The organism is Aeromonas sp. OTU364, from assembly GCF_038440395.1.
Taxonomy (GTDB): Bacteria; Pseudomonadota; Gammaproteobacteria; order Enterobacterales; family Aeromonadaceae; genus Aeromonas.
This window is the reverse complement of record NZ_JASATR010000007.1, coordinates 70403-94780: the sequence shown is the minus strand read 5'-3', so window position 1 is coordinate 94780 and position 24378 is coordinate 70403. Positions and strand designations below refer to the sequence as shown.

Below are 24378 nucleotides of genomic sequence, written 5' to 3'. Positions count from 1 at the left end.
GGCGGAATTTGTGAGTCACCGATGAAAAAGCGTCACATGTTGTTTGTTATATTACCGCCCGATCCTGGATAGGGTCGTCCAATAACAAAATAACAAGGTGATATGGAAATGAATTATAAATTTGTCAAAGGAACTGTCGCGCTGGCTGTGCTGGCCGCGCTGAGTGGCTGTAAAACCTCAAGCAATGAAAGCGTCGCCCCCTGCACCGAAAACATCTGCAAGCTGACCATTCTGCACACCAATGATACCCACGGTCGTTTCTGGCACAACGACAAGGGCGAATATGGCATGGCCGCCCAGAAGACCCTGGTCGAGCGCCTGCGTGGGGAGGCCAAGGCGGCTGGCAGCGAGGTGCTGGTGCTCTCCGGTGGCGACGTCAACACAGGGGTGCCGGAGTCCGATCTGCAGGATGCCGAGCCGGACTTCATGGCCATGAACAGCATCCGCTACGATGCCATGGCGGTGGGCAACCACGAGTTCGACAACCCCCTGAGCATCCTCGAGAAACAGCGTGAGTGGGCCAAGTTCCCCATGATCTCCGCCAACATCTACGACAAGGCCAGCGGCAAGCGCTACTTCGACCCCTACAAGGTGTTCAAGCTGGAGAACGGTCTCAAGGTCGCCGTGCTGGGCCTGACCACGGAAGACACCGCCCAGCTGGTGGACCCCAACAACGTCCAGACCCTGGAGTTCCGCGATCCGACCACGGAAGCGGCCACTCTCGGCAAGCAGATCCGCGACGGCAAAGAGGCGAACCTGGTCCTGGCCATTACCCACATGGGTCACTACGAGAATGGCCAGCACGGCAGCAATGCCCCCGGGGATGTGGAGATGGCGCGCGCGCTGCCGGCCGGCACCCTGGATGCCATCATTGGCGGTCACTCCCAGAACCCGGTCTGCATGGAGCCGGGCACGCCGGACAAGTACGCCGACTTCAAGCCGGGTGACGACTGCCTGCCGGATCAGCAGAACGGCACCTGGATCATGCAGGCCCACGAGTGGGGCAAGTATGTGGGCCGCGCCCAGTTTGACTACCAGAACGGCAAGCTGACCCTGACCCAGTACGACCTCATCCCGGTCAACCTCAAAGACGCTGGCGGCGCCTTCATTCAGGAAGAGATCACCAAGGATCCCGAGCTCTACAACACCCTGCTCACCTACCAGGAGAAGGGTCAGCAGGAGCTGGGCGTAGTGATAGGCTCCACCGACGGCGTGCTGGACGGCGAGCGTGCCAACGTGCGCAACAAGCAGACCAACCTGGGTCGCCTCATCACCACGGCCACCGCCGAGAAGCTGAGCACCGACTTTGGCATCGTCAACTCGGGCGGGGTACGTGCCTCCATCGCGGCCGGCGACATCAGCTATCGCGACGTGCTGACGGTGCATCCGTTTGGCAACACGGTCAACAAGGCGACCATGAGCGGCAGCGAGCTGGCGACCTATCTGGGCCAGGTGGCGACCAAGACGGTCAACACCGGCGGCTATGCCCAGTTTGGTGGCATCAACATGGCGGTGGACTGCCAGGCCAAGAGCGTGACCATCACCAGCGTGGGCGGCAAGGCCTTCGATCCGGCGGCCAGCTACAGCTTCTCCATCCCGAGCTTCAGCGCGGCCGGTGGCGACGGCTATCCGAAGATCAACACCATCAACGCCGGTCTGGTGGATGCCGGGGTATTGAAGGAATATATCGCGGCGAAGAAGACCATACAGGTGGCCGATTATCAGCCGGCCGGCGAGGTCAGCTATGTTAATTCCGCCTCGACCGATGGCTGCAAATAATCCAGCGGCCCTGGGCCAATAACAAAAGAGAGGCAGCCATGGCTGCCTCTCTTTTTTATTTTCGAGGTCATCAACAGGGGCTGATGGCGATTATTCCCGGCCCCTCGCAAGGCGGGGGAATATTCCATGAGCCGCAGTGATGAGGGCGACGGCAATAAAAAGGCGACCCTGAGGTCGCCTTCATCATGCTTGCCGGACGGGCGTGCTTAGAGCTGCTCGATGCCGACGATGTGCCAGGGGGCATTGTCCTTGGCCAGGTTGCGCTCGAGGTGCCACACCTCCTTGATGTCCTCCTCGACCTGCTCCTGACGGTCCATGTAGCGACCGCTGAAGCGCACGCTGACCTGGGCCCAGTCGCTGCCGTAGTCGGCACGCACCAGCTGGGTGTCCACATACATCACCTCGGTGTGCTGCTCGCCGGTCAGTTCGGCGCGCTCGGCCTGGAGGTGCTGGAACAGTTCCGGGCTCACGTACTCCCGTACCTTCTCCAGATCGTTCTTGTTCCAGGCCTCTTGCAGGGTGCGATAGTGATCGCGGGCACCGGACAGGAAACCGTTCATGTCAAAGCCTGGCGGCAGGCGGAAGGGGACGTCGCTGTCGGCAAAGCCGGTCGCCTGCGGGGCGCCGTGGCTCTGTTCGAACTGCTGCGGCGCCGACGGTGGCTGATAGCCCGCATAGGCCGCCTGGGGTGGGGTCGCCGCCGCCTTGTTCTTGCGCAGGGCGCGGATCAGGAACACGGCACCGAGCGCCAGCAGGGCGATCAGCAGGAAGTCCATACCCTGCAGGCCTTCGAAGGCGCCGCTGCCCAGCAGGTAGGCGAACAGGCCACCGGCCAGCAGGCCGCCCAGCAGACCACCCATCATGCCGCTCTTCTTGGGCGCCGCAGCCAGGGTCGGGTTCTTGCCATTCACGGGAGCTGCAGTTGGAGCCGGTTGGGCCGGTGCCGTCTTGTAGCTCTTGCCAAAGGATTTGCCGCCACCAAATTTCTTGGCCTCGGCTATGGGTGCCCCAAGGCCGATGGCCAGGATCACGGCAAACAGGGTCAGCATCTTTTTCATTTTGACTCTTTCACTCTCATGTAGGTGGGGGCATGCTCTGCTTGTGCAAGCTCAGCGAGGCGCATGGCAGGCTGCCGGTCCCTTTTTGTGTTGCAGCTTGCGGGTATGATTAACATGTCTGGCATGAATTATTCATGAACAGATTGCCCCTCCCGGGGGCACCAAGGAGGATCCCCATGAGAAACAGACGACCGAGTCGTTCGGTGCGCAGGCTGCGCAACAAGCTCAAATCCAAGGCGAAGGATCAGACCCTGGTCTGGCCCTTCCTCGTGCTGTGAGGGGCAAGGAGGGCCCCAGGAGCCGATGAGCCGGCCACCCGAAAGCAGGCAGGCCACCGGATGAGGTGAATAGCGCGCATTAGCGCTCGCGATGGCGGGGTTTCTTTTGTAAAATTCCCGTCCCCTTCCCGCTGCGGTTTTTATGTGTATGGCAGAGCAAGTGACGGCGAAAAAAGACGCCAAGACACAACAGCTGAAAGTTCCCCCCCACTCTTTTGAGGCCGAGCAGTCCGTACTGGGCGGCCTGATGCTGGACAACGAGGCCTGGGATCGGGTGGCCGAGCGGGTGATCGACAAGGATTTCTACAGCCGTCCCCACCGCCTGATCTTCCAGGCCATGACCCGCCTCTCCAATGCGGGCAACCCCATCGATCTCATCACCCTGCAGGAGGAGCTGGAGCGCTCCGAGCAGCTGGAAGAGTCCGGTGGCTTCGCTTATCTGGTGGAGATCGCCAAGAACACCCCGAGCGCCGCCAACATCAATGCCTACGCCGAAATCGTGCGTGAGCGGGCCGTGGTACGGGAGATGATCTCGGTCGCCAACGAGATAGTCGAAGCGGGTTACGAGCCTCAGGGGCGCACCTCCGGCGATCTGCTGGATCTCGCCGAGAGCAAGGTGTTCCAGATTGCCGAGCAGCGCTCCAGTGCCAACGAGGGCCCTCAGCCCCTGAAGCTCATTCTGGAGCAGACGGTCGACAAGATTGAGGAGCTGTTCAAGACCCCTCACAACGGGGTGACCGGGGTCTCCAGCGGTTATGGGGATCTCGACAAGATGACCGCCGGCCTGCAGCGCTCTGACCTCATCATAGTCGCGGCCCGTCCCTCCATGGGCAAGACCACCTTTGCCATGAACCTGTGCGAGCACGCGGCCCTCACCGCCGACAAGCCGGTGCTGATCTTCTCCCTCGAGATGCCCTCCGAGCAGATCATCATGCGTATGCTCGCCTCGGTGGGGCGCATCGACCAGACCAAGGTGCGGACCGGCCAGCTCGACGACGAAGACTGGGCGCGCCTCTCCTCCACCATGGGGCTCTTGCTCGAGAAGGGCAAGATGTACATAGATGACGCCTCCGGCCTGACCCCGACCGACGTGCGCTCCCGTGCCCGGCGCATCGCCCGCGAGCACGGCGGCCTCTCGATGATCATGATCGACTACCTGCAGCTGATGCGGGTACCGGCGCTCTCTGACAACAGAACCCTGGAGATAGGTGAAATCTCCCGCTCCCTCAAGGCCCTGGCGAAAGAGCTGCAATGCCCTGTGGTGGCGCTCTCCCAGCTGAACCGAAGCCTGGAGCAGCGCGCCGACAAGCGGCCGGTCAACTCGGATCTGCGGGAATCCGGCTCCATCGAGCAGGATGCGGATTTGATCATGTTCATCTACCGCGACGAGGTGTATCACGACGACAGTCCCGACAAGGGGATCGCCGAGATCATCATCGGCAAGCAGCGTAACGGCCCCATAGGCCGGGTGCGTCTCACCTTCCAGGGTCAGTTCTCCCGGTTCGACAACTACGCCGGCCCGGCGTTTGACGATGACTACTAAGCGGGAGCGAACCGCTCCCAGATGACAAGACACAGTTTTCCCGGTTCGACAATTCTGCCGGTCCGGCCTTAGACGATGACTATCAAGGGATGACACCACTCGGTGCCTGGCGCTGGTGCGCCATCATGCCCTCGTAAGGGAAAACAGATGAAAGCGGCTATTGCCCAAATTGATACCTCGGCCCTGCGCCACAACCTCGCCGTGGTCAAGCGCCACGCGCCTTCCTGCAAGATCATCGCCGTGGTCAAGGCCAACGCCTATGGCCATGGTCTGCTGCCGGTGGCCCGCACCCTGGTGGATGCGGACGCCTATGCGGTGGCCCGCATCGAGGAGGCGCTGATGCTGCGCTCCTGCGCCGTGGTCAAACCCATAGTGCTGCTGGAGGGCTTCTTCTCGAGCGCCGATCTGCCGGTGCTGGCGGCCAACAACCTGCAGACCGCGGTGCACACCTGGGAGCAGCTCGAGGCCCTGGAGCAGGCGGAGCTGCCGGCCCCCGTGGTGGCCTGGCTCAAGCTCGACACCGGCATGCACCGGCTCGGGGTGCGGGCCGAGGAGATGCCCGCCTTCATCGAGCGGCTCGGCAGGTGCAAGAACGTGGTGCAGCCGTTCAACGTCATGACCCACTTCAGCCGCTCCGATGAGCTGGAGCAATCCACCACCCGCGAGCAGATCGACTTGTTCAGCAAGTTGACCACCCCCCTCAAGGGCGAGCGCGCCATGGCGAATTCGGCAGGCATCCTGGCCTGGCCGGACTCCCACTGCGACTGGGTGCGTCCCGGCGTCATCCTCTACGGCGTCTCCCCCTTCCCGAACACGGTGGCGGCGGATTACGACCTTAAACCCGTGATGACTCTCAAAACACAACTCATCGCGGTGCGGGATCACAAGGCGGGGGAGCCGGTGGGCTATGGCGCGAACTGGGTGTCGACCCGGGATACCCGGCTCGGCGTCATCGCCATCGGCTATGGCGACGGTTATCCGCGCATGGCACCCAACGGCACCTCGGTGCTGGTCAATGGCCGCATAGTGCCCCTGGTGGGCCGGGTCTCCATGGACATGACCACTGTGGATCTCGGCCCTGACGCCACCGACAAGGCCGGTGACGAGGCCGTGCTCTGGGGCGAGGGCTTGCCGGTGGAGCGGGTCGCCGAGGAGATAGGCACCATTCCTTACGAGCTGATCACCAAGCTGACGTCCAGAGTGTTTATGGAGTACGTTTAACCCTTTGACTTGGGATGGCGGCCGAGGAGATAGGCACCATTCCTTACGAGCTGATCACCAAGCTGACGTCCAGAGTGTTTATGGAGTACGTTTAACCCCCTCATCCCCAGCCCTTCTCCCGCGAGGGGAGAAGGGAGAACAAGAAGGCCGCCCCGACAAGGGCGGCCTTTTTCATGTGCGTGTTCCGTGGACGAAAGAACAAGCCCCGCATAAGCGGGGCCTGGGTTTTCAGTTACTGCGTGGCGCTTAGCCTATGGTCATCAGGCTGGCGTTGCCACCGGCGGCGGCTGTGTTGACCGAGAGGGCGTGCTCGATCAGCAGCCGCTCCAGGGGGATGTCGGTCTCGCCACGGTGCAGGCCGTGCACGCCGACGATGGCGCCAGCACGGGCGGCGGCCAGCTTGGCCACTTCCCGCAGCTGATCCGAGTCGCCGTGGTGCAGCAGGGCATCGAAGCCGATGTCGCTGCTGGCCCAGTCCGCAACCAGCTGGATACGCGCCTGTACCTCGCCGGGCAGGCTGGTCAGCAGGGTGCGGTTCTGGGCATTGTCCTGCCACAGCACCTCTGTCCCGACGGCCAGACAGGCCGCCAGCTGGGCCAGCAGATCCGTTTTGGCTTCTTTATCGTCGGCGGCCAGACAGAGCACCCGCTCCCGGGGCAGCAGGCTGTAGCTGTTGCGCTCGCCGGTGGGGCCGACCAGCAGCTGGGTCAGGCCGCTCAGCGCCAGCTCGCCGTAGCGATCGCACAGGGCCACCAGTGCCGGGGCCTGCTTGCCCGCCCAGCCACGCAAGGCCAGCAGTGCCGGTTTGGCGGCCTCGGCTTGCGGGGTTGCACCCGGCTCCTGGCGAAGCTGGCTGGTCACCGCCTCCTGCGGACGGGCTCCGAGCAGACGGTACATGTAGAGCGGACCACCCGCCTTGGGACCCGTGCCGGAGAGCCCTTCGCCGCCGAACGGCTGCACCCCGACCACGGCGCCCACTATGTTGCGGTTGACGTAGAGGTTGCCGACCTTGGCGGTGTTGACCACCTGGGCTATGGTCTCGTCGATCCGGGTATGGACCCCCAGGGTCAGGCCGTAGCCGCTGTCGTTGATCTGCGCGAGCAGCTCGCCGAGCTTGGCACGGGGGTAGCGCACCAGGTGCAGCACCGGGCCGAATACCTCAGGGCCCAGCTCGTCCAGGCTGTCTAGCTCGATGAGCGTCGGCAGCACGAAGGTGCCGCGGTTGCAGGCGCCCTCTTGGGTGCGGGCAATCTGGTGCACCCGGCGACCCTTGTCCCCCATGGCCTTGATGTGGCGTTCTATGTTGGCCTTGGCCTCGGCGTCGATGACAGGGCCTATGTCGGTGGAGAGGTGCTCCGGGCTGCCGACCTTGTACTCGGCCATGGCCCCCTTGAGCATGCGGATCACCCGCTCGGCCACATCGTCCTGCACGCACAGCACCCGCAGGGCGGAGCAGCGCTGACCGGCGCTGTCGAACGCCGAGGAGATGACGTCCATCACCACCTGCTCGGTGAGGGCGGAGGAGTCGACGATCATGGCGTTCTGGCCGCCGGTCTCGGCGATGAGCGGAATGGTGCGGCCCTGGGCATCGAGGCGACCGGCCAGGTTGCGGGAGATGATGCCCGCCACCTCGGTGGAGCCGGTGAACATGACGCCGCGCACTCGTTCGTCCGCGATGAGCGCCGCACCCACGGTTTCACCCCGGCCTGGCAGCAGTTGCACCGCACCGGCGGGGACGCCGGCCTCACGCAGGATGCGCACCGCTTGCGCCGCGATGAGGGGGGTCTGCTCGGCAGGTTTGGCGAGCACCGTGTTGCCGGCCGCGAGCGCCGCGCACACCTGACCGCTGAAGATGGCCAGCGGGAAGTTCCAGGGGCTGATGCAGACCACGGGGCCGAGCGGCCTGTGGCTCTCGTTGGCGAAGTGGTTGCGCGCCTGGGCGGCGTAGTAGCGCAGGAAGTCCACCGCCTCGCGCACCTCGGCGATGGCGTTGGCAAAGGTCTTGCCGGATTCGCGCACCAGCAGGCCCATCAGGGGTTGCAGCTCGGACTCCATCAGATCGGCGGCGCGCTCCAGCACGGCGGCACGCTCGGCGGGCGGGGTGGATTGCCAGATCTGGCCGCTGGCCAGGGCGCAGGCGAGGGCCTGATCCACCAGCTCTACCGTGGCTTCGCTCACCTGACCGACGACGTCGCGGTGATCCGCCGGGTTGACCACCTGCTGGAACTCGGTCGGCGCCGGCACCTCGGTACCCAACATGGGCAGGGCCTGATAGGTGTTGTTGGTGCTGGTGAGCAGGGCGGCGGACAGGGACCCCAGACGGTGCTCGTTCGCGAGGTCCAGGCCGGCGGAGTTCGGGCGCGCCTCGCCGTACAGCTCACGGGGCAGGGGAATGCGCGGATGGGGCAGGCCGAGGCTGCCTTCACGGGCGGCCATCTGCTCGATCTGCTGCACCGGATCCTGCACCAGATCCTGCAGGGAGATGCTGTTGTCCGCGATGCGGTTGACGAAGGAGGTGTTGGCTCCGTTCTCCAGCAGGCGGCGCACCAGGTAGGCGAGCAGGGTCTCGTGGCTGCCGACCGGTGCATAGATGCGGCAGGGGCGACCCAGCTTGCCGTCGGCGACCTTGCCGACCACCTGTTCGTAGAGCGGCTCACCCATGCCGTGCAGGCACTGGAACTCGTACTGGCCCGGGTAGTAGTTCTGCCCCGCCAGCTGGTAGATGGCCGACAGGGAATGGGCGTTGTGGGTGGCGAACTGGGGATAGATGGACTCGGGCACCGCCAGCAGCTTGCGGGCGCAGGCGAGATAGGAGACATCCGTGTAGGGCTTGCGGGTATAGACCGGATAGCCTTCCAGGCCGTCCTGCTGGGCGCGCTTGATCTCGCTGTCCCAGTAGGCGCCCTTCACCAGCCGGATCATCAGGCGGTGACGGCTGCGCTTGGCGAGATCGATGACGTAGTCGATCACATAGGGGCAGCGCTTCTGATAGGCCTGGATGACGAAGCCGATGCCGTTCCAGTCCGCGAGAGACGGGTCGAAGCAGAGCTTCTCCAGCAGGTCGAGGGAGATCTCCAGCCGGTCGGCCTCCTCGGCGTCTATGTTGATGCCGATGTCGTACTGCCTGGCGAGCTGGGTCAGCCCCAGCAGGGTGGGGTAGAGCTCTTCCATGACGCGATCGTACTGGGCGCGGCTGTAGCGCGGGTGCAGGGCGGAGAGCTTGATGGAGATGCCCGGGCCCTCATAGATGCCGCGGCCATGGGAGGCCTTGCCGATGGCGTGGATGGCCTGCTCGTAGGAGGCGAGATAGCGTTTGGCGTCCTCCTCGGTGAGGGCCGCTTCCCCCAGCATGTCGTAGGAGTAGCGGAAGCCCCTGTTTTCCATGTTGCCCGCGTTCGCCAGCGCCTCGGCTATGGTCTCGCCGGTGACGAACTGCTCCCCCATCAGGCGCATCGCCATGTCCACACCCTTGCGGATGAGCGGCTCGCCGCCCTTGCCGATCAGCCCCTTGAGGGAGCTGTTGAGGCCAGCTTCGTTGTGGGTGGCCACCAGCTTGCCGGTGATGAGCAGGCCCCAGGAGGCGGCGTTGACGAACAGGGAGGCGCTCTGGCCCAGATGCTGGCTCCAGTTGCCACCGCTTATCTTGTCGCGGATCAGGGCATCCCGGGTCGCCTTGTCGGGGATGCGCAGCAGCGCCTCCGCCAGACACATCAGGGCCACCCCTTCCTGTGAGGAGAGGGAGAACTCCTGCAGCAGGCCCTGCACCAGGCCCTGACGGCCGCTGGCGCTCTTCTGGTTGCGCAGCTTCTCGGCGATGCTCATGGCGAGCTTCTGGGTCGCCTCGGCCTTCTCCCTGGGCAGGCGGGCCTGTTCCAGCAGCATGGGCACGGCCTCGGTCTCGGGGCGGCGATAGGCGGAGGTGATGGCGGCACGCAGCACGGACTGCGGCAAGATGCTCTCGGCAAACTCGAGGAAGACCTGGATCCCCTGCTCGGTCAGGGTCTCGATGGCCTCTTCCCCGGCGGCAGCGGCCAGACCGGACTGCTCGGGCGGGGTCAGGCCACGCTCCAGCTGCTCCAGATAGGTGAAGATCGCCTGCTTGATCAGCCAGTGGGGGGTGCGATCCAGGGTCTGGGCGGCCTGCTTGAGACGGTCGCGGGTCGCTTCATCGAGTTTAACGCCGAGGGTGGTAGTGGCCATGGGACTTCCTGTGTCTAGAAGGTAACAATATTACCGGACGGTTAAATTTTGCCGAGAATGGCGCAACCAGGTGCAACCTTCAAGCAAGAAATTTTAATGTCCCGGCTACATTGTTGAATTCTTCTATGCCAAATGACTCGGCAGATTGAGCATGAAAATAGGGCTAAATAGAGATTTTCACCGAAATATTAATGGGTTGTATGTATGCCTTCGGGATGGGAATCTGGGTGCAACCCTTGATGTGTCCGGGTTGCTCTTTTTTCATGAAATATCAGCCAGGTACTCATGGGGAAACGGGTAAAACCGCCGCTGTGGACTCACGGGTGTACTGTTCGACCTGGGTGGCGTTGGCTCTTCTATGCTGATAGCTGGCCTCGAAATCCGCTATCAATGACCAGGGAGATCAACATGGCGCGTGTCAGTACCTATCTCAATTTTGCCCGGGAGACGGAGGCGGCCTTCCTCTTCTACCGCGAGGTGTTCGGCGGCGAGTTCAACGGCCCCATCCACAGATTCAAGGAGTCCCCGGGCTGCCCGGGCCAGCCGCCTCTATCGGAGGAGGATGGCGATCTGGTGATGCATGTGGAGCTCGCCATCCTCGGGGGACACGTGCTGATGGGCACGGACGCCCCCGCCAGCATGGGGTTCACCCTGGTGCAGGGCAACAACAGCTACCTCAACCTGGAGCCGGACAGCCGGGCCGAGACCGACCGTCTGTTTGCGGCCCTGGGGGAGGGCGGCCAGGTGGAGATGCCGCTGCAGGAGATGTTCTGGGGCGACTATTTCGGTTCTCTGGTGGACAGGTTCGGCACCCGCTGGATGTTCAACTGCCAGAGCAAGAGCTGAGCCCTTGCCTGTGAATGAGAAGGGGCGCCGCGGCGCCCCTTCTGTTTATCAGTGCCCCAAATCAGAGCCTTAGTTGCCCCTCCCCGCCATCTCGCCGGGAACGATCCAGACATCGGACTCCCGGGGGCCGAGATGGCCCAAGGCGATATAGCCTATGGCTGCCGCCCTACCATGTCGGCGGGCACCACCCAGGCATCGAACTGCTCTGCGCTGAGGTGGCCGGAGGCGATGGCCGCCTCCCGAAGTGTCAGCCCCTGGTGGTGGGCCAGTTTGGCGATCTCGGCGGCCTTGTCATAGCCGATGTGGGGGTTGAGGGCCGTCACCAGCATCAGGGAGCGGGCCAGCAACTCGTCGATGCGCGCCCGGTTCGCAGCGATGCCGACGGCGCAGTGATCGTGGAAGCTGCTCATGCCGTCCGCCAGCAGCCGCACGCTCTGCAGGAAGTTGTAGGCGATCATGGGTCTGAACACGTTGAGCTCGAAGTTGCCGCTGGCCCCGCCGATGTTGATGGCCACGTCGTTGCCCATCACCTGGGCGCAGAGCATGGTGAGCGCCTCGCTCTGGGTCGGGTTGACCTTGCCCGGCATGATGGAAGAGCCGGGTTCGTTCTCCGGGATGCTGAGCTCCCCGAGCCCGCTGCGGGGGCCGCTCGCCAGCCAGCGCACGTCGTTGGCGATCTTCATGAGAGAAGCCGCGAGGGTCTTGAGGGCGCCATGGGCATGGACCTGGGCATCGCTCGCCGCCAGGGCCTCGAACTTGTTGGGGGCGCTCACCAGGGGCAAGCTGGTCTGCTCGGCCAAGGTTTTCGCCACCGCCTCGGCAAAGCCGGGGGGGCAGTTCAGACCGGTGCCGACTGCGGTGCCGCCGAGCGCCAGCTCACACAGATGGGGCAGGGCGGCAGCGAGGTGGCGCTCCCCCTGCGCGAGCTGGGCGACCCAGCCGGAGATCTCCTGACCCAGGGTGAGGGGGGTGGCGTCCTGCAAATGGGTGCGGCCAATCTTGACAAGGTCGTCGAAGGCGGCGGCCTTGGCGGCCAGGGTCTGTTTGAGGGTGATGAGGGCAGGCAGCAGCTGGCCTGTGATGGCGGTGACCGCCGCCAGGTTCATGGCGCTCGGGAAGACATCGTTGCTCGACTGGCTCTTGTTCACCTCGTCGTTGGGGTGCACCAGCCGCGCCTCTCCCCGTTCGCCGCCAAGCAGCTCGCTGGCCCGGTTCGCCAGCACCTCGTTGAGGTTCATGTTGGTCTGGGTGCCTGAGCCGGTCTGCCACACCATCAGGGGAAACTCGGCGTCGTGCAGGCCGCACAGCACCTCGTCGGCGGCGGCCATGATGGCCTGGGCCTTGCGCGCGGGCAGCAGCCCCAGGGCGTGGTTCACCCTGGCGCAGGCGGACTTGATGCGGGCGAGGGCATGGATGATCTCCATGGGCTGGCGCTCTCCCGAGATGTTGAAGTGGTGCAGGGAGCGCTGGGTCTGGGCCCCCCAGAGCCGCGCCGCCGGGACGGCTATCTCTCCCAGACTGTCCCGCTCCATCCTGATATCCATGACATTTCTCCTGCCGTTGAGGTGGTGCTCCCCAGCATGAACCCAAACGGCGGCCGGGGCCAGCTTGCATATGTCGGTTCATGGCATATAATAAGCAAAGCTTACTATATAGGTTGCATGCTATGAACAAACAACCCGACTCCCTCGGCTTCCTGATCGGTGACGTACAGCGTCTGATGCGCCGCCAGTTCCAGCAGCAGCTGGAAGGGAGCTGTCTGACCCTGGCCCAGGCCCGCGCCCTGGTGCACATCGCGCGCAGCGAGGGGATCCGTCAGGTGGAGCTGGCCGACGGCCTGGATATCCAGCCCATCACCCTGGCCCGCCAGCTGGACCAGCTGGCCGAGAACGGCCTGGTGGAGCGGCGCAGCGATCCCAGCGACCGCCGGGCCTATCAGCTCTACCTGACCGAGGCCGCGACCCCCTATCTGGCGATGATCAAGCAGGCGTCCGATCTGGTGCATCAGCGCGCCATCGGCGAGCTGGGGGAGGAGGCGACGGACGCGCTCTGCCACTCCCTCAAGATCCTGCGTGCCAACCTCTCTCATCCCTGATTTCTCATTTTGACGCAACACACAGCGGAGCGATGCTATGACCACTGACTCACCCTCCTCCCCCCGTCCCAGGATGAACCGGCGCCGTACCCGCCTGCTGTTGCTGGTGGTGGTACCGGCACTGGCCCTGGTCGGGGCGGGCGCAATCTATCTTCATGGCGGACGCTATGTGGAGACCGACAATGCCTATGTGAAGGCGGACAAGGTGCCCATCAGTACCGAGGTGCTGGGCCGGGTGGCCAAGGTGTTCGTCGCCGAAAACCAGCAGGTCAAGGCCGGTCAGCCGCTGTTCGAGCTGGACCCCGAGTCCTTCCGGGTTGCCGTGACCAAGGCCGAGGCGGAACTCGCCAAGGTGCGCACCGATCTGGTGGCGCTGCAGACCAGCTATCGCGGTCAGCAGGCCGAGATCGACGTGGCCCGCACTCGCCATGCCTATGCCCTGAAGGAGGAGCGTCGCCAGGCGGATCTGGTGGCCAGGCACTTCACCTCCACCGCCAACTACGATGACGCCCGCCAGCTCACCATACAGACTGCCCAGCAGCAGGTGGCGCTGGAGGAGGGGCTCAAGAAGATCGAAGCCTCCCTGAACGGGGACGTGAACCTGCCGGTGGAGCAGCAGCCCGCCTATCGGGAAGCCGCCGCCGGTCTGGCCAAGGCCAGGCTGGATCTGGCCCGCACCACCATCTATGCCCCCGCCAACGGCATCGCCAGCCAGCTGCCCAAGCCCGGCCAGTACAGCCTGGTGGGCATGACCGCCATGATGCTGGTGGAGACGGACACCCCCTGGGTGGAGGCGAACTTCACCGAGACCGAGCTGACCCATGTGCAGCCGGGCCAGCAGGTCGACATCCGCGTGGACACCTACCCGGACGCCCGCTGGCACGGGGTGGTGGAGAGCCTGAGCCCGGCTACCGGCTCCGAGTTCTCGGTGATCCCGGCCCAGAACGCCACCGGCAACTGGGTCAAGATAGCCCAGCGCGTCGCGGTGCGGATCAAGCTGGACGAGGGGGCGGATCTGCCCACCCTGCGCGCCGGCCTGAGCGCCACCGCCGAAATCGATACCGGTCACCAGCGCACTCTGCCCGGCTTGTCAGGTCGAGGTTGATATGACGACAGCAGCCACAGAGGAGGCCGGCCAAGTCTCCCGCCGCACCTTCATCACACTGTCGGTGATGCTGGCCACCATCATGCAGGCGCTGGACACCACCATAGCCAACGTGGCCCTGCCCCACATGCAGGGGGCCATGGGGGCGACCCAGGATCAGATCTCCTGGGTGCTCACCTCCTACATAGTCGCAGCCGCCATCTTCATGCCGCTGACCGGTTTTATCTCGGCAAGAATTGGTCGCAAAAGACTGTTCATGTGGTCGGTGGCGGGCTTTACCGTCGCCTCCATGCTGTGCGGCGCGGCCCAGAGCCTGGATCAGATAGTGCTGTTCCGCCTGCTGCAGGGGATCTTCGGCGCCAGCCTGGTGCCCCTCTCCCAGGCGGTGCTGCTCGATACCTATCCGCCCGAGAAGCACGGCTCCGCCATGGCGATGTGGGGCATAGGGGTCATGGTGGGCCCCATCCTCGGGCCGTCGCTCGGGGGCTGGCTCACCGAGTACTACAACTGGCGCTGGGTCTTCTACATCAATCTGCCGTTCGGCCTGCTGGCCTGGTTCGGGCTTGCCGCCTTCATCGAGGAGACCAGGATAGACGCCAGTCGCCGCTTCGATCTGCTGGGCTTCGCCCTGCTGAGCCTCGGCATAGGGGCATTGCAGATGGCGCTGGACAGAGGGGAGTCCCAGAACTGGTTCGCCAGCCGGGAGATAGTGATCGAGACCGTCATGATGGTGATGGCCTTTTATCTCTTCGTGGTGCACATCTTCACCCACCCCCATCCCTACATAGAGCCGGCCCTGTTCAAGGATCGCAACTTCAGCGTCGGCCTGGTGTTCATCTTCATCGTCGGCATCATCTTGCTGGCGACCATGACGCTGCTGCCCCCCTTCATGCAGGGGCTGATGGGTTACCCGGTGATCGACGTCGGCTACCTGCTGGCACCGCGCGGGGTCGGCACCATGTTCGCCATGATGCTGGTGGGCAGGCTGTCGGGCCGGGTGGATGTGCGCATCCTGATCCTGCTGGGCTTGCTGCTCACCAGCTTCTCCATGTGGGAGATGACCCTGTTCAACACCGACATCGGCAGCTGGGACATAGTGCGCACCGGCATAGTCCAGGGGCTGGGGCTCGGCTTCATCTTCGTGCCGCTCTCCACCATCACCTTCGCGACCCTGGCGCCGCGCTTCCGCAACGAGGGCACGGCGCTGTTCAGCCTGGTGCGCAACATCGGCAGCAGCATCGGCATCTCGGTGGTCATCACCTACCTGGCCCAGCGCACCCAGATGAACCACGAGGTGTTCGCCTCCTACATCAATCCCTTCAATGCCGGTCTGCAGCAGGGGATGGGGACGGCGGCGCTGATCACTCCCAAGGGGCTCGCCATGCTCAACGGCGAGGTGACCCGCCAGGCCAGCCTGCTTGCCTACCTGCAGGACTTCCGCCTGATGATGTGGGTCAGCCTGTGCGCCATTCCGCTGGTGTTGCTGCTAAAGGCCCCCAAACGCGGCGGCAAGGAGGCGCTGGCGATCCTGGAGTGAGGGCCCTTGCGGGGCATCACCCCGGCGCGAGCGGGCAAACGAAAGAGGGATGGCCATGGCCATCCCTCTTTTCATTGCTGCGCCCCTGACTCAGATCTTGGGGGTGAAGGGGGTGAGGGCGGCCAGGGGGGCGGCGTCCTCATGCTCCTGGATCGTTTCACCGTGCTTGAAGATCTTGAAGCCCTCGCCGCGCACGCTCCAGTACTCGACTGTCTCGCTGCCGCTCTCGCCGCTGATCTGCAGCAGGCTGGCTTCGCGCAGGGCCACCACGAACTCGCTCGGATTGATGGCGCAGAACTCGGCGAGCCGCTCGTCCCGGGTCTCCCCCATGTGGCCGCTGATGCTGGCGTCCAGATAGTGGGGATTGATCTGCAGCGGGAACAGGCCCAGCGCCGGCAGCACGGCGGCGCTGCACACCGGCATGTCGTTGGTGGTGCGTATGCTCGGAGTCGCCACGTTGCAGCCTGCGCTCCAGCCCACATAGGGCACGCCCCGTTCGCGCACGGCGCGCTGTATGGGCACCACCAGGCCGTATTCGTGCAGCAGCTGGTTCAGGCGCCAGGTGTTGCCGCCGCTGATGAAGATGGCGTCTGCCTGATTGATGGCCGCCACGGGATCGTCGAACTGGTGGATGCTGATGGTCTCCACCCCCAGGCTCTCGGTGAGATCCTGGGCGCGGGCATCCCAGTCGCTGCGGATCACCGCATAGGGGATGAGCAGGATGCGCTTGACCTGTTTGCGGGCGAGCAGGGTCTGCACCCGGTCGCGGGCCCAGCCGAGCAGGCCCGGGTGTTCTGTGGTTTTGCCGTTGCTGAGCAGAAGCAGTTCCATGTTGTCTCCTCGAAATAATGCGCAGGACCTCGGTCCGTCCTGATAAAGGGAAGGGGCTACTCTACCCCCAAGACGGTACCAAGTGTGTGATCTCGCCGCGTTTTGTGTCCCGGGGTTGGCTTTGCCCATGGCGTGGGCCAGTCATGGCTGCCCGTTGACCGCCGCATAGAGCAGCATCAGCTCGGCCAGTGAGCCCACCTCGAGGCGCTTCATCAGGCTGGCGCGGCACACCTCGACGGTGCGCACCGAGATGCAGAGATCCTGCGCTATCTGCTGGTTCTTGTGACCCCGGGCGATGAGCTGCAACAGCTGGTGTTCGCGGGGGGTGAGCCGCTGATAGGCGGCCAGTTGGGCGAAACGGGTGGCCGCACTCTGCGTCGCCTGTTCGGCCCGCGCCATGGCGGCGAGCAAAGGGGCAAGCTGCACCGGCTTTTGCAAGAAATCCACCGCCCCCTGTTTTAGGGACTCCACCGCCAGGGGCACCTCACCGTGGCCGGTGAGAAACAGGATGGCGATGGGGCTCTGGGCCGCCTTCAGCCGCTGCTGCACCTCGGGGCCCGACAGCCCCGGCATGCGGCAATCCAGGATGAGGCAGGCGGGCAGGCGCAGATCGACCTCTGCCAGGAAGCGCTCGCCGTCGGCAAAGCAGTGCAGCGGCCGCTCGTCGCAGCTCTCCAGCATGAAGCGCAGGGAGTCGAGCACGGCCTGGTCGTCATCGACCAGATAGAGGGGAGGGCGGTCAGTGGACTGCATATCAGCTCCTTGGATTGAGAGGGGACGCGGCCCCAAGCCGCTGCCGAGGGGCGGGCAGGGTCACCCGGGCCAGGCAGCCATGGGGGCTCAGGTTGCTCAAGGCGAGCTGACCATGATGAGACTCGACCACGTCCCGGCAGATGGCGAGCCCCAGCCCCATGCCGTCGTCCTTGTCGCTGTGAAACGCCTGCTGCAGCCAGGCCTCTGGCATCCTCAGGCCGGGGCCGTTGTCGCGGATCTCCAGGACCAATAGCTCCGCCTCGAAGGTGACAAGCAGCTCGACCCGGCCAGGCTCAGCCCTTTGCGCCGCTGGACCGTCCGTTCGGGCCGCGCTCTCGGCGCCATTCTTGATGAGGTTCATCAGCAACTGCTCCACCCCGGTGCCATCCAGGGGGAGCAGGCGCGGCTGCCCCTGCCAGCGCAGGGTGAAGGTGACCCCGAGGGGGGTCAACATCTGACCGAGCAGGGGTTGCAGACCCTCCACCAGGGCGACCAGGTCAGTGGGCCCGGCTTGGCGGGGGCGCTTCTGCAGCCGGGATCTCAGCCGGTTGACGGTCTGGGTGATGCGCTGGACTTGCAGACCGATCTGCTCCAGGGCCTGGCGCAGGGGTTCCTGGGAGGGATCCTGCCCCTGTCTCGCCAGGCGCAGCAGGGCACCCTGGCTGTAGTTGGCGATGGCGGTGAGAGGCTGGTTGATCTCGTGGGCCACGTTGGCGCCGAGTTCACCGAGTTCGGCGAGGCGTCTGGCCTGCTCGAGCTGGCGCCCCTTCTCCTCGAGTTGCTGGCGGGTGGCGAGCAGTCGGCGTTGGCTGCGGTTGAACAGCCGTTGCAGCAGCAGGTGGTGACCGCCGAGCAGCAGCACCAGCGCCAGGGCGCCCCAGCCCCACTGCTGATGCTGGCGCAGCCAGTGCCAGGCCGATTGCCACCAGGGGCCCTGCAGGGGGTGGCGATCCAGCGCCTTGAGCAGGCGGTCGATGGCGAGCTGGCTGGTGGGCACTGTCCAGCCCGCCGAATCGGCGGCCATGGCCGCCTCGCTGTGTGCGGGCAGGTCGAACAGCGCTCGCGTCACCGCCAGGGCGAGCGCTGGGGAGGCCTGCTCCGTCTGGGCGAAGGCCCAGTTCGGGTAGAGCCTGGTCGAGCTCTGGCAGCCAAAGCCCGCCGGTGCCTGGTTGTCCAGTACCCGAAAATCCGAGGCGGCGACCTTGCCCTCCCGCACCATGCGCTCCAGCTGGCAGACCGGCACTATGGCGGCGGCGACGTCCCCTGCCGCCAGCTGCTCGATGAGCCGGTCCAGGGGAAAGCCGGTGAAGCGCACGGTGGAGAAGAAGCGCTCCAGCCTGATCCCCTGCATGTCTGCCTCGAAGCGGTAGGCGAGGTAGCCGCCGAAGGCGTTTTCCGACACGGCGGCGACCGGCTGCCCCTCGAGATCCTGCCAGTGCAGATAGGGGGCATGGGCGCGCACCACCAGGGCGGCGCCGATGGCGAGGTTGTCCCCTCCTGCCGGGCTCTTGAGGGTGGCGAGCCAGGCCAGAGGATACTGGCGCGCCAGGCTCACCGACTGGCCCGGGTTGGTGATGACAAAGTCGAGCCTGCTTTGCGCGACGGCCTCGGCCAGCGCATCGAGCTCCAGGGGCACCAGCGCGAAGCGCCGCGCTGGCACGCGCTCGTCCAGCCACGCCATCAGCGGCTGCCACTGTGCCCTGGCCAGCGCCGGGCCGCGGGTTGCCAGCACCCCTATGCGGACCGGCTCGCTCCGGGCCAGCGCCGACTCTGCCTGGGGCGGCACAGATCCTGCCAGGGCGGGGGCGAGCCAGAGCCAGAGCAACAGGGCAAGCAGGGACTTGCGGGCGGGCGATGAGGGGGCGTGACGGAACAGGGCGCTCTCCTTGGGCGGCTGATGGGGAGGCCAGTCTATCACCGGGGCGATGTGCTGGGCCGCCCTGGCGCCGTGATGGGGCGGCGAATGGGGCTTTGGTCACAGTTTGGCGGTTATGGGGCCGGTTTTATTGCGCTGGATCAACCCGGCTCCCGGTATGTGGAAAACCACAATAGAGGCGACTTCCTGCGTTGCGGACAATCGGCCCAACCCCCCTTTCGGGGAAGCCAGCTCAGCAGAAGGAAAGACGCCATGGAGCCCAGCAAGCGCCGATTGTTATCCGGGATCGCCGCCCTCACCGCAGGGGCGGCCCTGATCCCCGTGACTCAGGCCCAGTCCGTCCCCGTTCCCCGCAATGGGCGGGCGGCCATCAGTCGCGGGGACGGGCGCAAGCGTTACGGCATGCTGATCGACTTGCGCCGCTGCGTCGGTTGCCAGGCCTGCACCGTGGCCTGCACCATGGAAAACCAGCCCCCCCTCGGCCAGTTTCGCACCACGGTGAGCCAGTACGAGGTGAGCGACGTGGCGGCCCTCGAGGCTCCCGCCTCCCTCTTGATGCTGCCGAGGCTGTGCAACCACTGCGCCGAGCCCGCCTGCCTCGATGTCTGCCCCACGGGGGCCACCTTCCAGCGCGACGACGGCATCGTCGTGGTCAACAACGACTGGTGCGTCGGCTGCGGCTACTGCGTGCAGGCCTGCCCCTACGACGCTCGCTTCATCAACCACGAGACCAACACCGCCGACAAGTGCACCTTCTGCGCCCACCGGCTGGAGGCGGGACTCTTGCCTGCCTGCGTGGAGAGCTGCGTCGGCGAGGCGCGCATCATAGGGGACTTAAGCGACCCGAAAAGCCGGATCAGCCGGCTGCTGCGGGAATACGAGCCCGCCATCAAGGTACTCAAGCCCGAGGCCCATACCCAGCCGCGGGTCTTCTATCTGGGCATGGATGAGGCCTTCGTCAGCAAGATCGACGGCCATCCGCCGCAGCGCACCCTGCTCGGCGACGACGGCAAGGAGATAGCCCATGACCATTCATGAACTGCTGGCCCCGGCTCAGCCCATCACCTGGCTGCCCTGGGCGGTGCAATATTTCTTTCTCATTGGCCTCGCTTACGGTGCCCTCTGGCTCGGCGCCTTTGATCTGTGGCGCAAGGCGCAGGACCCGCGACTGCAGACTCTGGCCGCCGTGCTGATGGTGGCAGCAGGGCTGGTGGCCCCCATCGCCCTGACCGCGGATCTGCACCAGCCGGCCCGGGCCTGGCACTTCTACGCCCAGACCCGCTTCACCTCCATCATGTGGTATGGCGCCTACCTGCTGCCCCTGTTCAGCCTGCTCTCCATGCTGCTCGGCTGGCTGCTGCTAAGGCCCGCCCTGGCCAGGCGCGGCGAGGAGCATGACAGGGTGGCCGCCCTGGCGCGGCTGCTCTGCCTGGGGAGCTGGTCCGGTCATGCGTGGCTAAGGCCCCTTGCGGTGGTGGCTGCCTTGAGCGGTCTCAGCATCGCCCTCTACACCGGGCTCGAGACCATGGCGGTGCAGGCACGCCCGCTCTGGCATACCCCCTGGTTGCCCTGGCTGCTGGCGCTGAGCGCCCTGCTGGCGGCCCAGAGCGCCCTGCTGCTGCTCAATCGCCTGCTGGCTGGCTGGCAGCAGCATACCGAGGCGGGGCTGCTGCGCCAGATCCGCCCGACCCTGGCACTGCTCGCCCTCTCCCTGCTGGGCTGGGCCCTGTCTGGCGGCGCCTCGGCGGCTGAGGCGAGTGCCCTCTATCGGCTGGATCCCAGCTGGCGGCTGGCGGCCCACTGGCTGCTGCTGACCCTGGGGCTGCTCGGCCTGCTGCTGCTGGCTGGAGCAAGACTCTCCCCCCGCCTGCAAACCTGGGGCCTGGGGCTGCTGGCACTGCACCTGGTGTGGGGCCTGCGCTGGCTGGTGCTTATCCAGGGGCAGCTGGTCCCGAAATACGGGGCCGGGGTCTATCTCTACGACATCGCCTGGGGACCGGCCGGGGTGCTCGGCATCCTCGGCACCTTCGGCCTGCTGCTGGCCCTACTGGTGGCGTTCTCCGAACTGGTGCGGGCTCCGGCTCTGCCATCCGTCACCACTTCCTCTGCCACCCAGGCAGCCAACTCCGCTCGCGAGGCACTCTGATGGATCACAGCAAACGCAAGTTTCTCAAAGGGGCCGCCATCGCCGGGGGCACAGGGCTCTTCGTGGCCGGTTACAGCGACACCCTCAAGCAGGTGGCGAGCGGGGTGGCCACCGGCAGCTCCGGCAAGCCGACCCGGGATCCCATTCACGGCAACTCGCTCGCCGTGGAGTACAGGGTCGACGGGCAGGGGGAGCTTCATCCCAACCCGGATCAGCGCCTCGCCAACACCATGTGCCTCGGCTGCTGGACCCTGTGCGGGGTGCGGGCCCGCATCGACAACGAGAGCGACAGGATAGTGCGGATCCTGGGCAACCCCTATCACCCCCTCTCCGCCCTGCATCACATCGACTTCAAGACGCCAGTCAAGCAGGCGCTGCTCGCTACCAGCGGCTATCAGGAAGGGGGGCTGGAGGGGCGCTCCACCGCCTGCGCCCGGGGCAACGCCATGCTGGAGCAGCTCGACAGCCCCCACAGGGTCACCCGCTGCCTCAAGCGGGTCGGCCCCCGCGGTAGCGGCCGCTGGCAGAGCATCCCCTTCGAGCAGCTGATCGAGGAGGTGGTAGAGGGGGGTGACCTGTTCGGGGAGGGGAAAGTGGAGGGGCTGCGGGCCATCCGCAACCTCGCCGAGCCGCTGGACCCGGCGAACCCGGAATATGGCCCCAGGGCCAACCAGCTGCTGGTGAGCAACGCCTCGGACGAGGGGCGCGACGCCTTCATCAAGCGCTTCACCTTCAACAGCTTCGGCACCCGCAATTTCGCGAACCACGGCGCCTACTGCGGCCTGTCGTTCCGGGTCGGGGCCGGCGCCCTGCTGGACGATCTGGAGAAGAACGCCCACCTCAAGCCTGACTGGGACGAGAGCGACTTCCTGCTGTTCATGGGCACTTCCCCCCAGCAGTCCGGCAACCCCTTCAAGCGCCAGTCCCGCCAGCTGGCGGCGGGGCGGGCGCGGCAGGGCAAGCCGTTCTCCTACGTGGTGGTGGCCCCCAGCCTGCCGAACACGGTGAACCTGCCCTCCGCCCCCGCCAACCGCTGGCTGCCCATCCGGCCCGCCACCGACTCGGCCCTGGCCATGGCCATGCTGCGCTGGATCATCGACAACGAGCGTTACGCCGAGCCCTTCCTGGCGGCCCCCCATGCTGCCGCCGCCGAGCGGGCCGGCTATCGCGGCTTTTGCAACGCCAGCCATCTGGTTGTCTGCGACGAGTCCCACCTCCGCTTCGGCCAGATGCTGCACGCCAGCGATCTGGGGCTGCCTTATGGCGGTGAACCCTATGGCGAGGGGGATGCGGTGCTGGTGGTCGAGGAGGGGAGCGACTCGCCGAGACCCGCAGGCCAGTGTGAGCGGGCCCGGCTCTGGGTGGCGCGCAGCATTTCGACTCCGGGCGGGGAGCTCAGGGTCAAGAGCAGCTTCCAGCTGCTGGCCGAGGCGAGCCGGGAGCACTCTCTCGAGCAATACAGCGCCGAGTGCGCCGTGCCGGTGGCAGACATCGTCGAGCTGGCGCGGGAGTTCACCAGCCACGGCACCCGGGCGGCGGTGATCACCCATGGTGGCACCATGAGCGCCAACGGCTTCTATTCGGCCTGGGCCATCATGATGCTCAACGCCATGATAGGGAACCTCAACGCCCGGGGCGGCGCCGTGGCGAGCGGCGGCAAGTTAGACCCCTTCGGGGCCGGGCCGCGCTACGATCTCGCGAGCTTCCCCGGCATGGTCAAACCCGCCGGGGTCTTCCTGTCGCGCTCCAAGTTCCCCTATGAGCAGACCTCGGAATATCGCCGCAAGAAAGAGGCGGGGCAGAACCCCTATCCGGCCCACGAGCCCTGGTTCCCACTCTCCGGCCCATTGCTCGGCGAGCACCTGACCGCGGCGGTGAGCGGTTATCCCTATCGCGCCAAGGCCTGGATCAACCACATGGGCAACCCCCTCTATGGTCAGGCGGGGCTCAGCCATGCCATCGGCGAGCAGCTCAAGGACCCTGCCGTGCTGCCGCTCTTTGTCAGCATCGACAGCTTCATCAACGAATCCTCGGCGCTGTCGGATTACATAGTGCCTGACACCCTGACCTACGAGTCCTGGGGCTGGGCCACGGCCTGGCACGGGGTCATGACCAAGGTCTCCACCGGCCGCTGGCCCGTGGTGGAGCCAAGAGTCGCCAAGACAGCCTCGGGGGATCCGGTCTGCATGGAGTCCTTCTTTATCGCGGTGGCGAAGCGGCTGGGGTTGCCGGGCTTTGGCGAGGGGGCCCTCAAAGGGGCGGATGGCAAGCTGCACGCCCTGAACAAGGCGGCGGACTTCTCCCTCTACGGGGCGGCCAACGTCGCCTATCTCGGCGAGCCTGTGCCTCCCATCGGTCCCGAGGATCTCGCCTGGTCCGGGGTGGAGCGGATCCTGCCGGTGCTGAACGCCACCCTGAGTGCGGAAGAGGCGGGCCGCGCCGCCTATCTCTTCGCCCGAGGCGGGCGCTTCGAGCCGGTGGCCAAGGGGCGCGATGAATCGGGTCAGCCGAGCAAGCGCTGGCCCAAGCCGTTGATGCTGTGGAACCCGGCGGTGGGCAGCCGGCGCCACAGTCAGAGCGGTCAATTCTTGAGCGGCACCCCGCGCTTCTTCCGCCCCCAGCTCGCGGACGGCACGCCGCTCAACGAGGCGTTCAAGCCGGCCCAGTGGCCCCTGCTGCTCACCAGCTACAAGTCCCACACCATGAGCTCCATGAGCATAGGCTCGGATCGCCTGCGTCAGGTGCACCCCAGCAACGGGGTGCGGCTCAACGTGGAGACGGCGGCCCGCCTTGGCATAGTGAGCGGGGACAGGGTGCGGGTCAGCACCCCCAATGGCAGCGTGATCGGGCTGGCGGAGTGCGTGGCCGGGGTGCAGGAAGATGCCATCGCCATCGAGCACGGCTTCGGTCACAAGGAGCTGGGGGCGAGGGCGCATTGGGTCGACGGTAAGGAGGTGGTGGCCAGTGCCCTGCGCGGCGCCGGGGTGAACCTCAACGATCTGGCGGTGCTGGATCCCAGCCGTCACGGCCGCTACCCCCTGGTGGACTGGGCCATCGGCTCCTCGGCGCGCCAGGGCCTGCCGGCCCGGTTGGAGAAGCTGGTGTAGCGC

The 24378-nt window shown here is 65.6% G+C and carries 16 protein-coding genes; 10 read left to right on the top strand and 6 right to left on the bottom strand.

Features of this window, described 5'->3' with window-relative positions:
- The first annotated feature begins 108 nt into the window (after positions 1-108).
- Positions 109-1779 carry a bifunctional UDP-sugar hydrolase/5'-nucleotidase UshA gene (gene ushA, locus AAHB08_RS09585; protein ID WP_342058799.1) on the top strand — a complete coding sequence of 557 codons (1671 nt, stop codon included), beginning with the start codon at positions 109-111 and terminating at the stop codon, positions 1777-1779.
- Between the two features lie 206 nt (positions 1780-1985).
- On the opposite strand, the gene AAHB08_RS09580 is transcribed toward ushA, so the two are convergent.
- Positions 1986-2837, bottom strand: a complete 852-nt coding sequence (locus AAHB08_RS09580) for a Tim44 domain-containing protein (protein ID WP_139434945.1) — start codon at positions 2835-2837, stop codon at positions 1986-1988.
- 426 nt (positions 2838-3263) lie between these two features.
- Here AAHB08_RS09580 and dnaB point away from each other — a divergent pair, with 426 nt between their 5' ends.
- Both dnaB and alr read left to right on the top strand, forming a co-directional pair.
- Positions 3264-4658 carry a replicative DNA helicase gene (dnaB, locus tag AAHB08_RS09575; RefSeq protein WP_005330482.1) on the top strand — a complete coding sequence of 465 codons (1395 nt, stop codon included), beginning with the start codon at positions 3264-3266 and terminating at the stop codon, positions 4656-4658.
- A 147-nt stretch (positions 4659-4805) separates the two neighbouring features.
- A complete protein-coding gene (alr, locus tag AAHB08_RS09570) occupies positions 4806-5879 on the top strand; it encodes an alanine racemase (RefSeq protein ID WP_342058798.1) in 1074 nt (357 codons plus the stop codon).
- A gap of 246 nt (positions 5880-6125) precedes the next feature.
- Here alr and putA read toward each other — a convergent pair whose 3' ends face one another.
- Complete coding sequence (putA, locus tag AAHB08_RS09565) at positions 6126-10079, bottom strand: trifunctional transcriptional regulator/proline dehydrogenase/L-glutamate gamma-semialdehyde dehydrogenase (RefSeq protein WP_342058797.1); 3954 nt, start codon at positions 10077-10079, stop codon at positions 6126-6128.
- A gap of 408 nt (positions 10080-10487) precedes the next feature.
- Here putA and AAHB08_RS09560 point away from each other — a divergent pair, with 408 nt between their 5' ends.
- The gene (locus AAHB08_RS09560; protein WP_202047058.1) at positions 10488-10925 is read left to right on the top strand and encodes a VOC family protein; all 438 of its coding nucleotides are present in this window, start codon (positions 10488-10490) and stop codon (positions 10923-10925) included.
- A gap of 152 nt (positions 10926-11077) precedes the next feature.
- On the opposite strand, the gene fumC is transcribed toward AAHB08_RS09560, so the two are convergent.
- Positions 11078-12469: a class II fumarate hydratase gene (gene fumC, locus AAHB08_RS09555; protein WP_342058796.1), complete on the bottom strand. Its 1392-nt coding sequence runs from the start codon at positions 12467-12469 to the stop codon at positions 11078-11080.
- Between the two features lie 122 nt (positions 12470-12591).
- Here fumC and AAHB08_RS09550 point away from each other — a divergent pair, with 122 nt between their 5' ends.
- The 3 genes from AAHB08_RS09550 to AAHB08_RS09540 are packed head-to-tail and all read left to right on the top strand — an operon-like array spanning position 12592 to position 15662.
- The gene (locus AAHB08_RS09550; protein ID WP_139434935.1) at positions 12592-13020 is read left to right on the top strand and encodes a MarR family winged helix-turn-helix transcriptional regulator; all 429 of its coding nucleotides are present in this window, start codon (positions 12592-12594) and stop codon (positions 13018-13020) included.
- A 37-nt stretch (positions 13021-13057) separates the two neighbouring features.
- Positions 13058-14125, top strand: a complete 1068-nt coding sequence (locus tag AAHB08_RS09545) for an HlyD family secretion protein (protein ID WP_342058795.1) — start codon at positions 13058-13060, stop codon at positions 14123-14125.
- A gap of 1 nt (position 14126) precedes the next feature.
- On the top strand, positions 14127-15662 hold the full coding sequence (locus AAHB08_RS09540; protein WP_247627153.1) for a DHA2 family efflux MFS transporter permease subunit: 1536 nt from the start codon (positions 14127-14129) through the stop codon (positions 15660-15662).
- 90 nt (positions 15663-15752) lie between these two features.
- Here AAHB08_RS09540 and pepE read toward each other — a convergent pair whose 3' ends face one another.
- From pepE to AAHB08_RS09525, 3 genes are all read right to left on the bottom strand, one after another.
- On the bottom strand, positions 15753-16493 hold the full coding sequence (gene pepE, locus AAHB08_RS09535; protein ID WP_342058794.1) for a dipeptidase PepE: 741 nt from the start codon (positions 16491-16493) through the stop codon (positions 15753-15755).
- Positions 16494-16634: 141 nt separating this feature from the next.
- On the bottom strand, positions 16635-17246 hold the full coding sequence (locus AAHB08_RS09530; RefSeq protein ID WP_319913077.1) for a response regulator transcription factor: 612 nt from the start codon (positions 17244-17246) through the stop codon (positions 16635-16637).
- A 1-nt stretch (position 17247) separates the two neighbouring features.
- On the bottom strand, positions 17248-19083 hold the full coding sequence (locus AAHB08_RS09525; RefSeq protein WP_446699522.1) for a sensor histidine kinase: 1836 nt from the start codon (positions 19081-19083) through the stop codon (positions 17248-17250).
- Between the two features lie 291 nt (positions 19084-19374).
- Between AAHB08_RS09525 and dsrO the strand changes: the two genes are divergently transcribed.
- The 3 genes from dsrO to AAHB08_RS09510 are packed head-to-tail and all read left to right on the top strand — an operon-like array spanning position 19375 to position 24375.
- Positions 19375-20160, top strand: coding sequence for a sulfate reduction electron transfer complex DsrMKJOP subunit DsrO (gene dsrO, locus AAHB08_RS09520; protein ID WP_342058792.1), 786 nt, complete (start codon positions 19375-19377; stop codon positions 20158-20160).
- Positions 20147-21268 carry an NrfD/PsrC family molybdoenzyme membrane anchor subunit gene (gene nrfD / locus AAHB08_RS09515; protein WP_342058791.1) on the top strand — a complete coding sequence of 374 codons (1122 nt, stop codon included), beginning with the start codon at positions 20147-20149 and terminating at the stop codon, positions 21266-21268. Before dsrO ends, nrfD begins: the two co-directional genes overlap by 14 nt.
- A complete protein-coding gene (locus AAHB08_RS09510; protein ID WP_342058790.1) occupies positions 21268-24375 on the top strand; it encodes a tetrathionate reductase subunit A in 3108 nt (1035 codons plus the stop codon). The genes nrfD and AAHB08_RS09510 overlap by 1 nt, the downstream gene beginning before the upstream one ends.
- Positions 24376-24378: the final 3 nt, after the last annotated feature.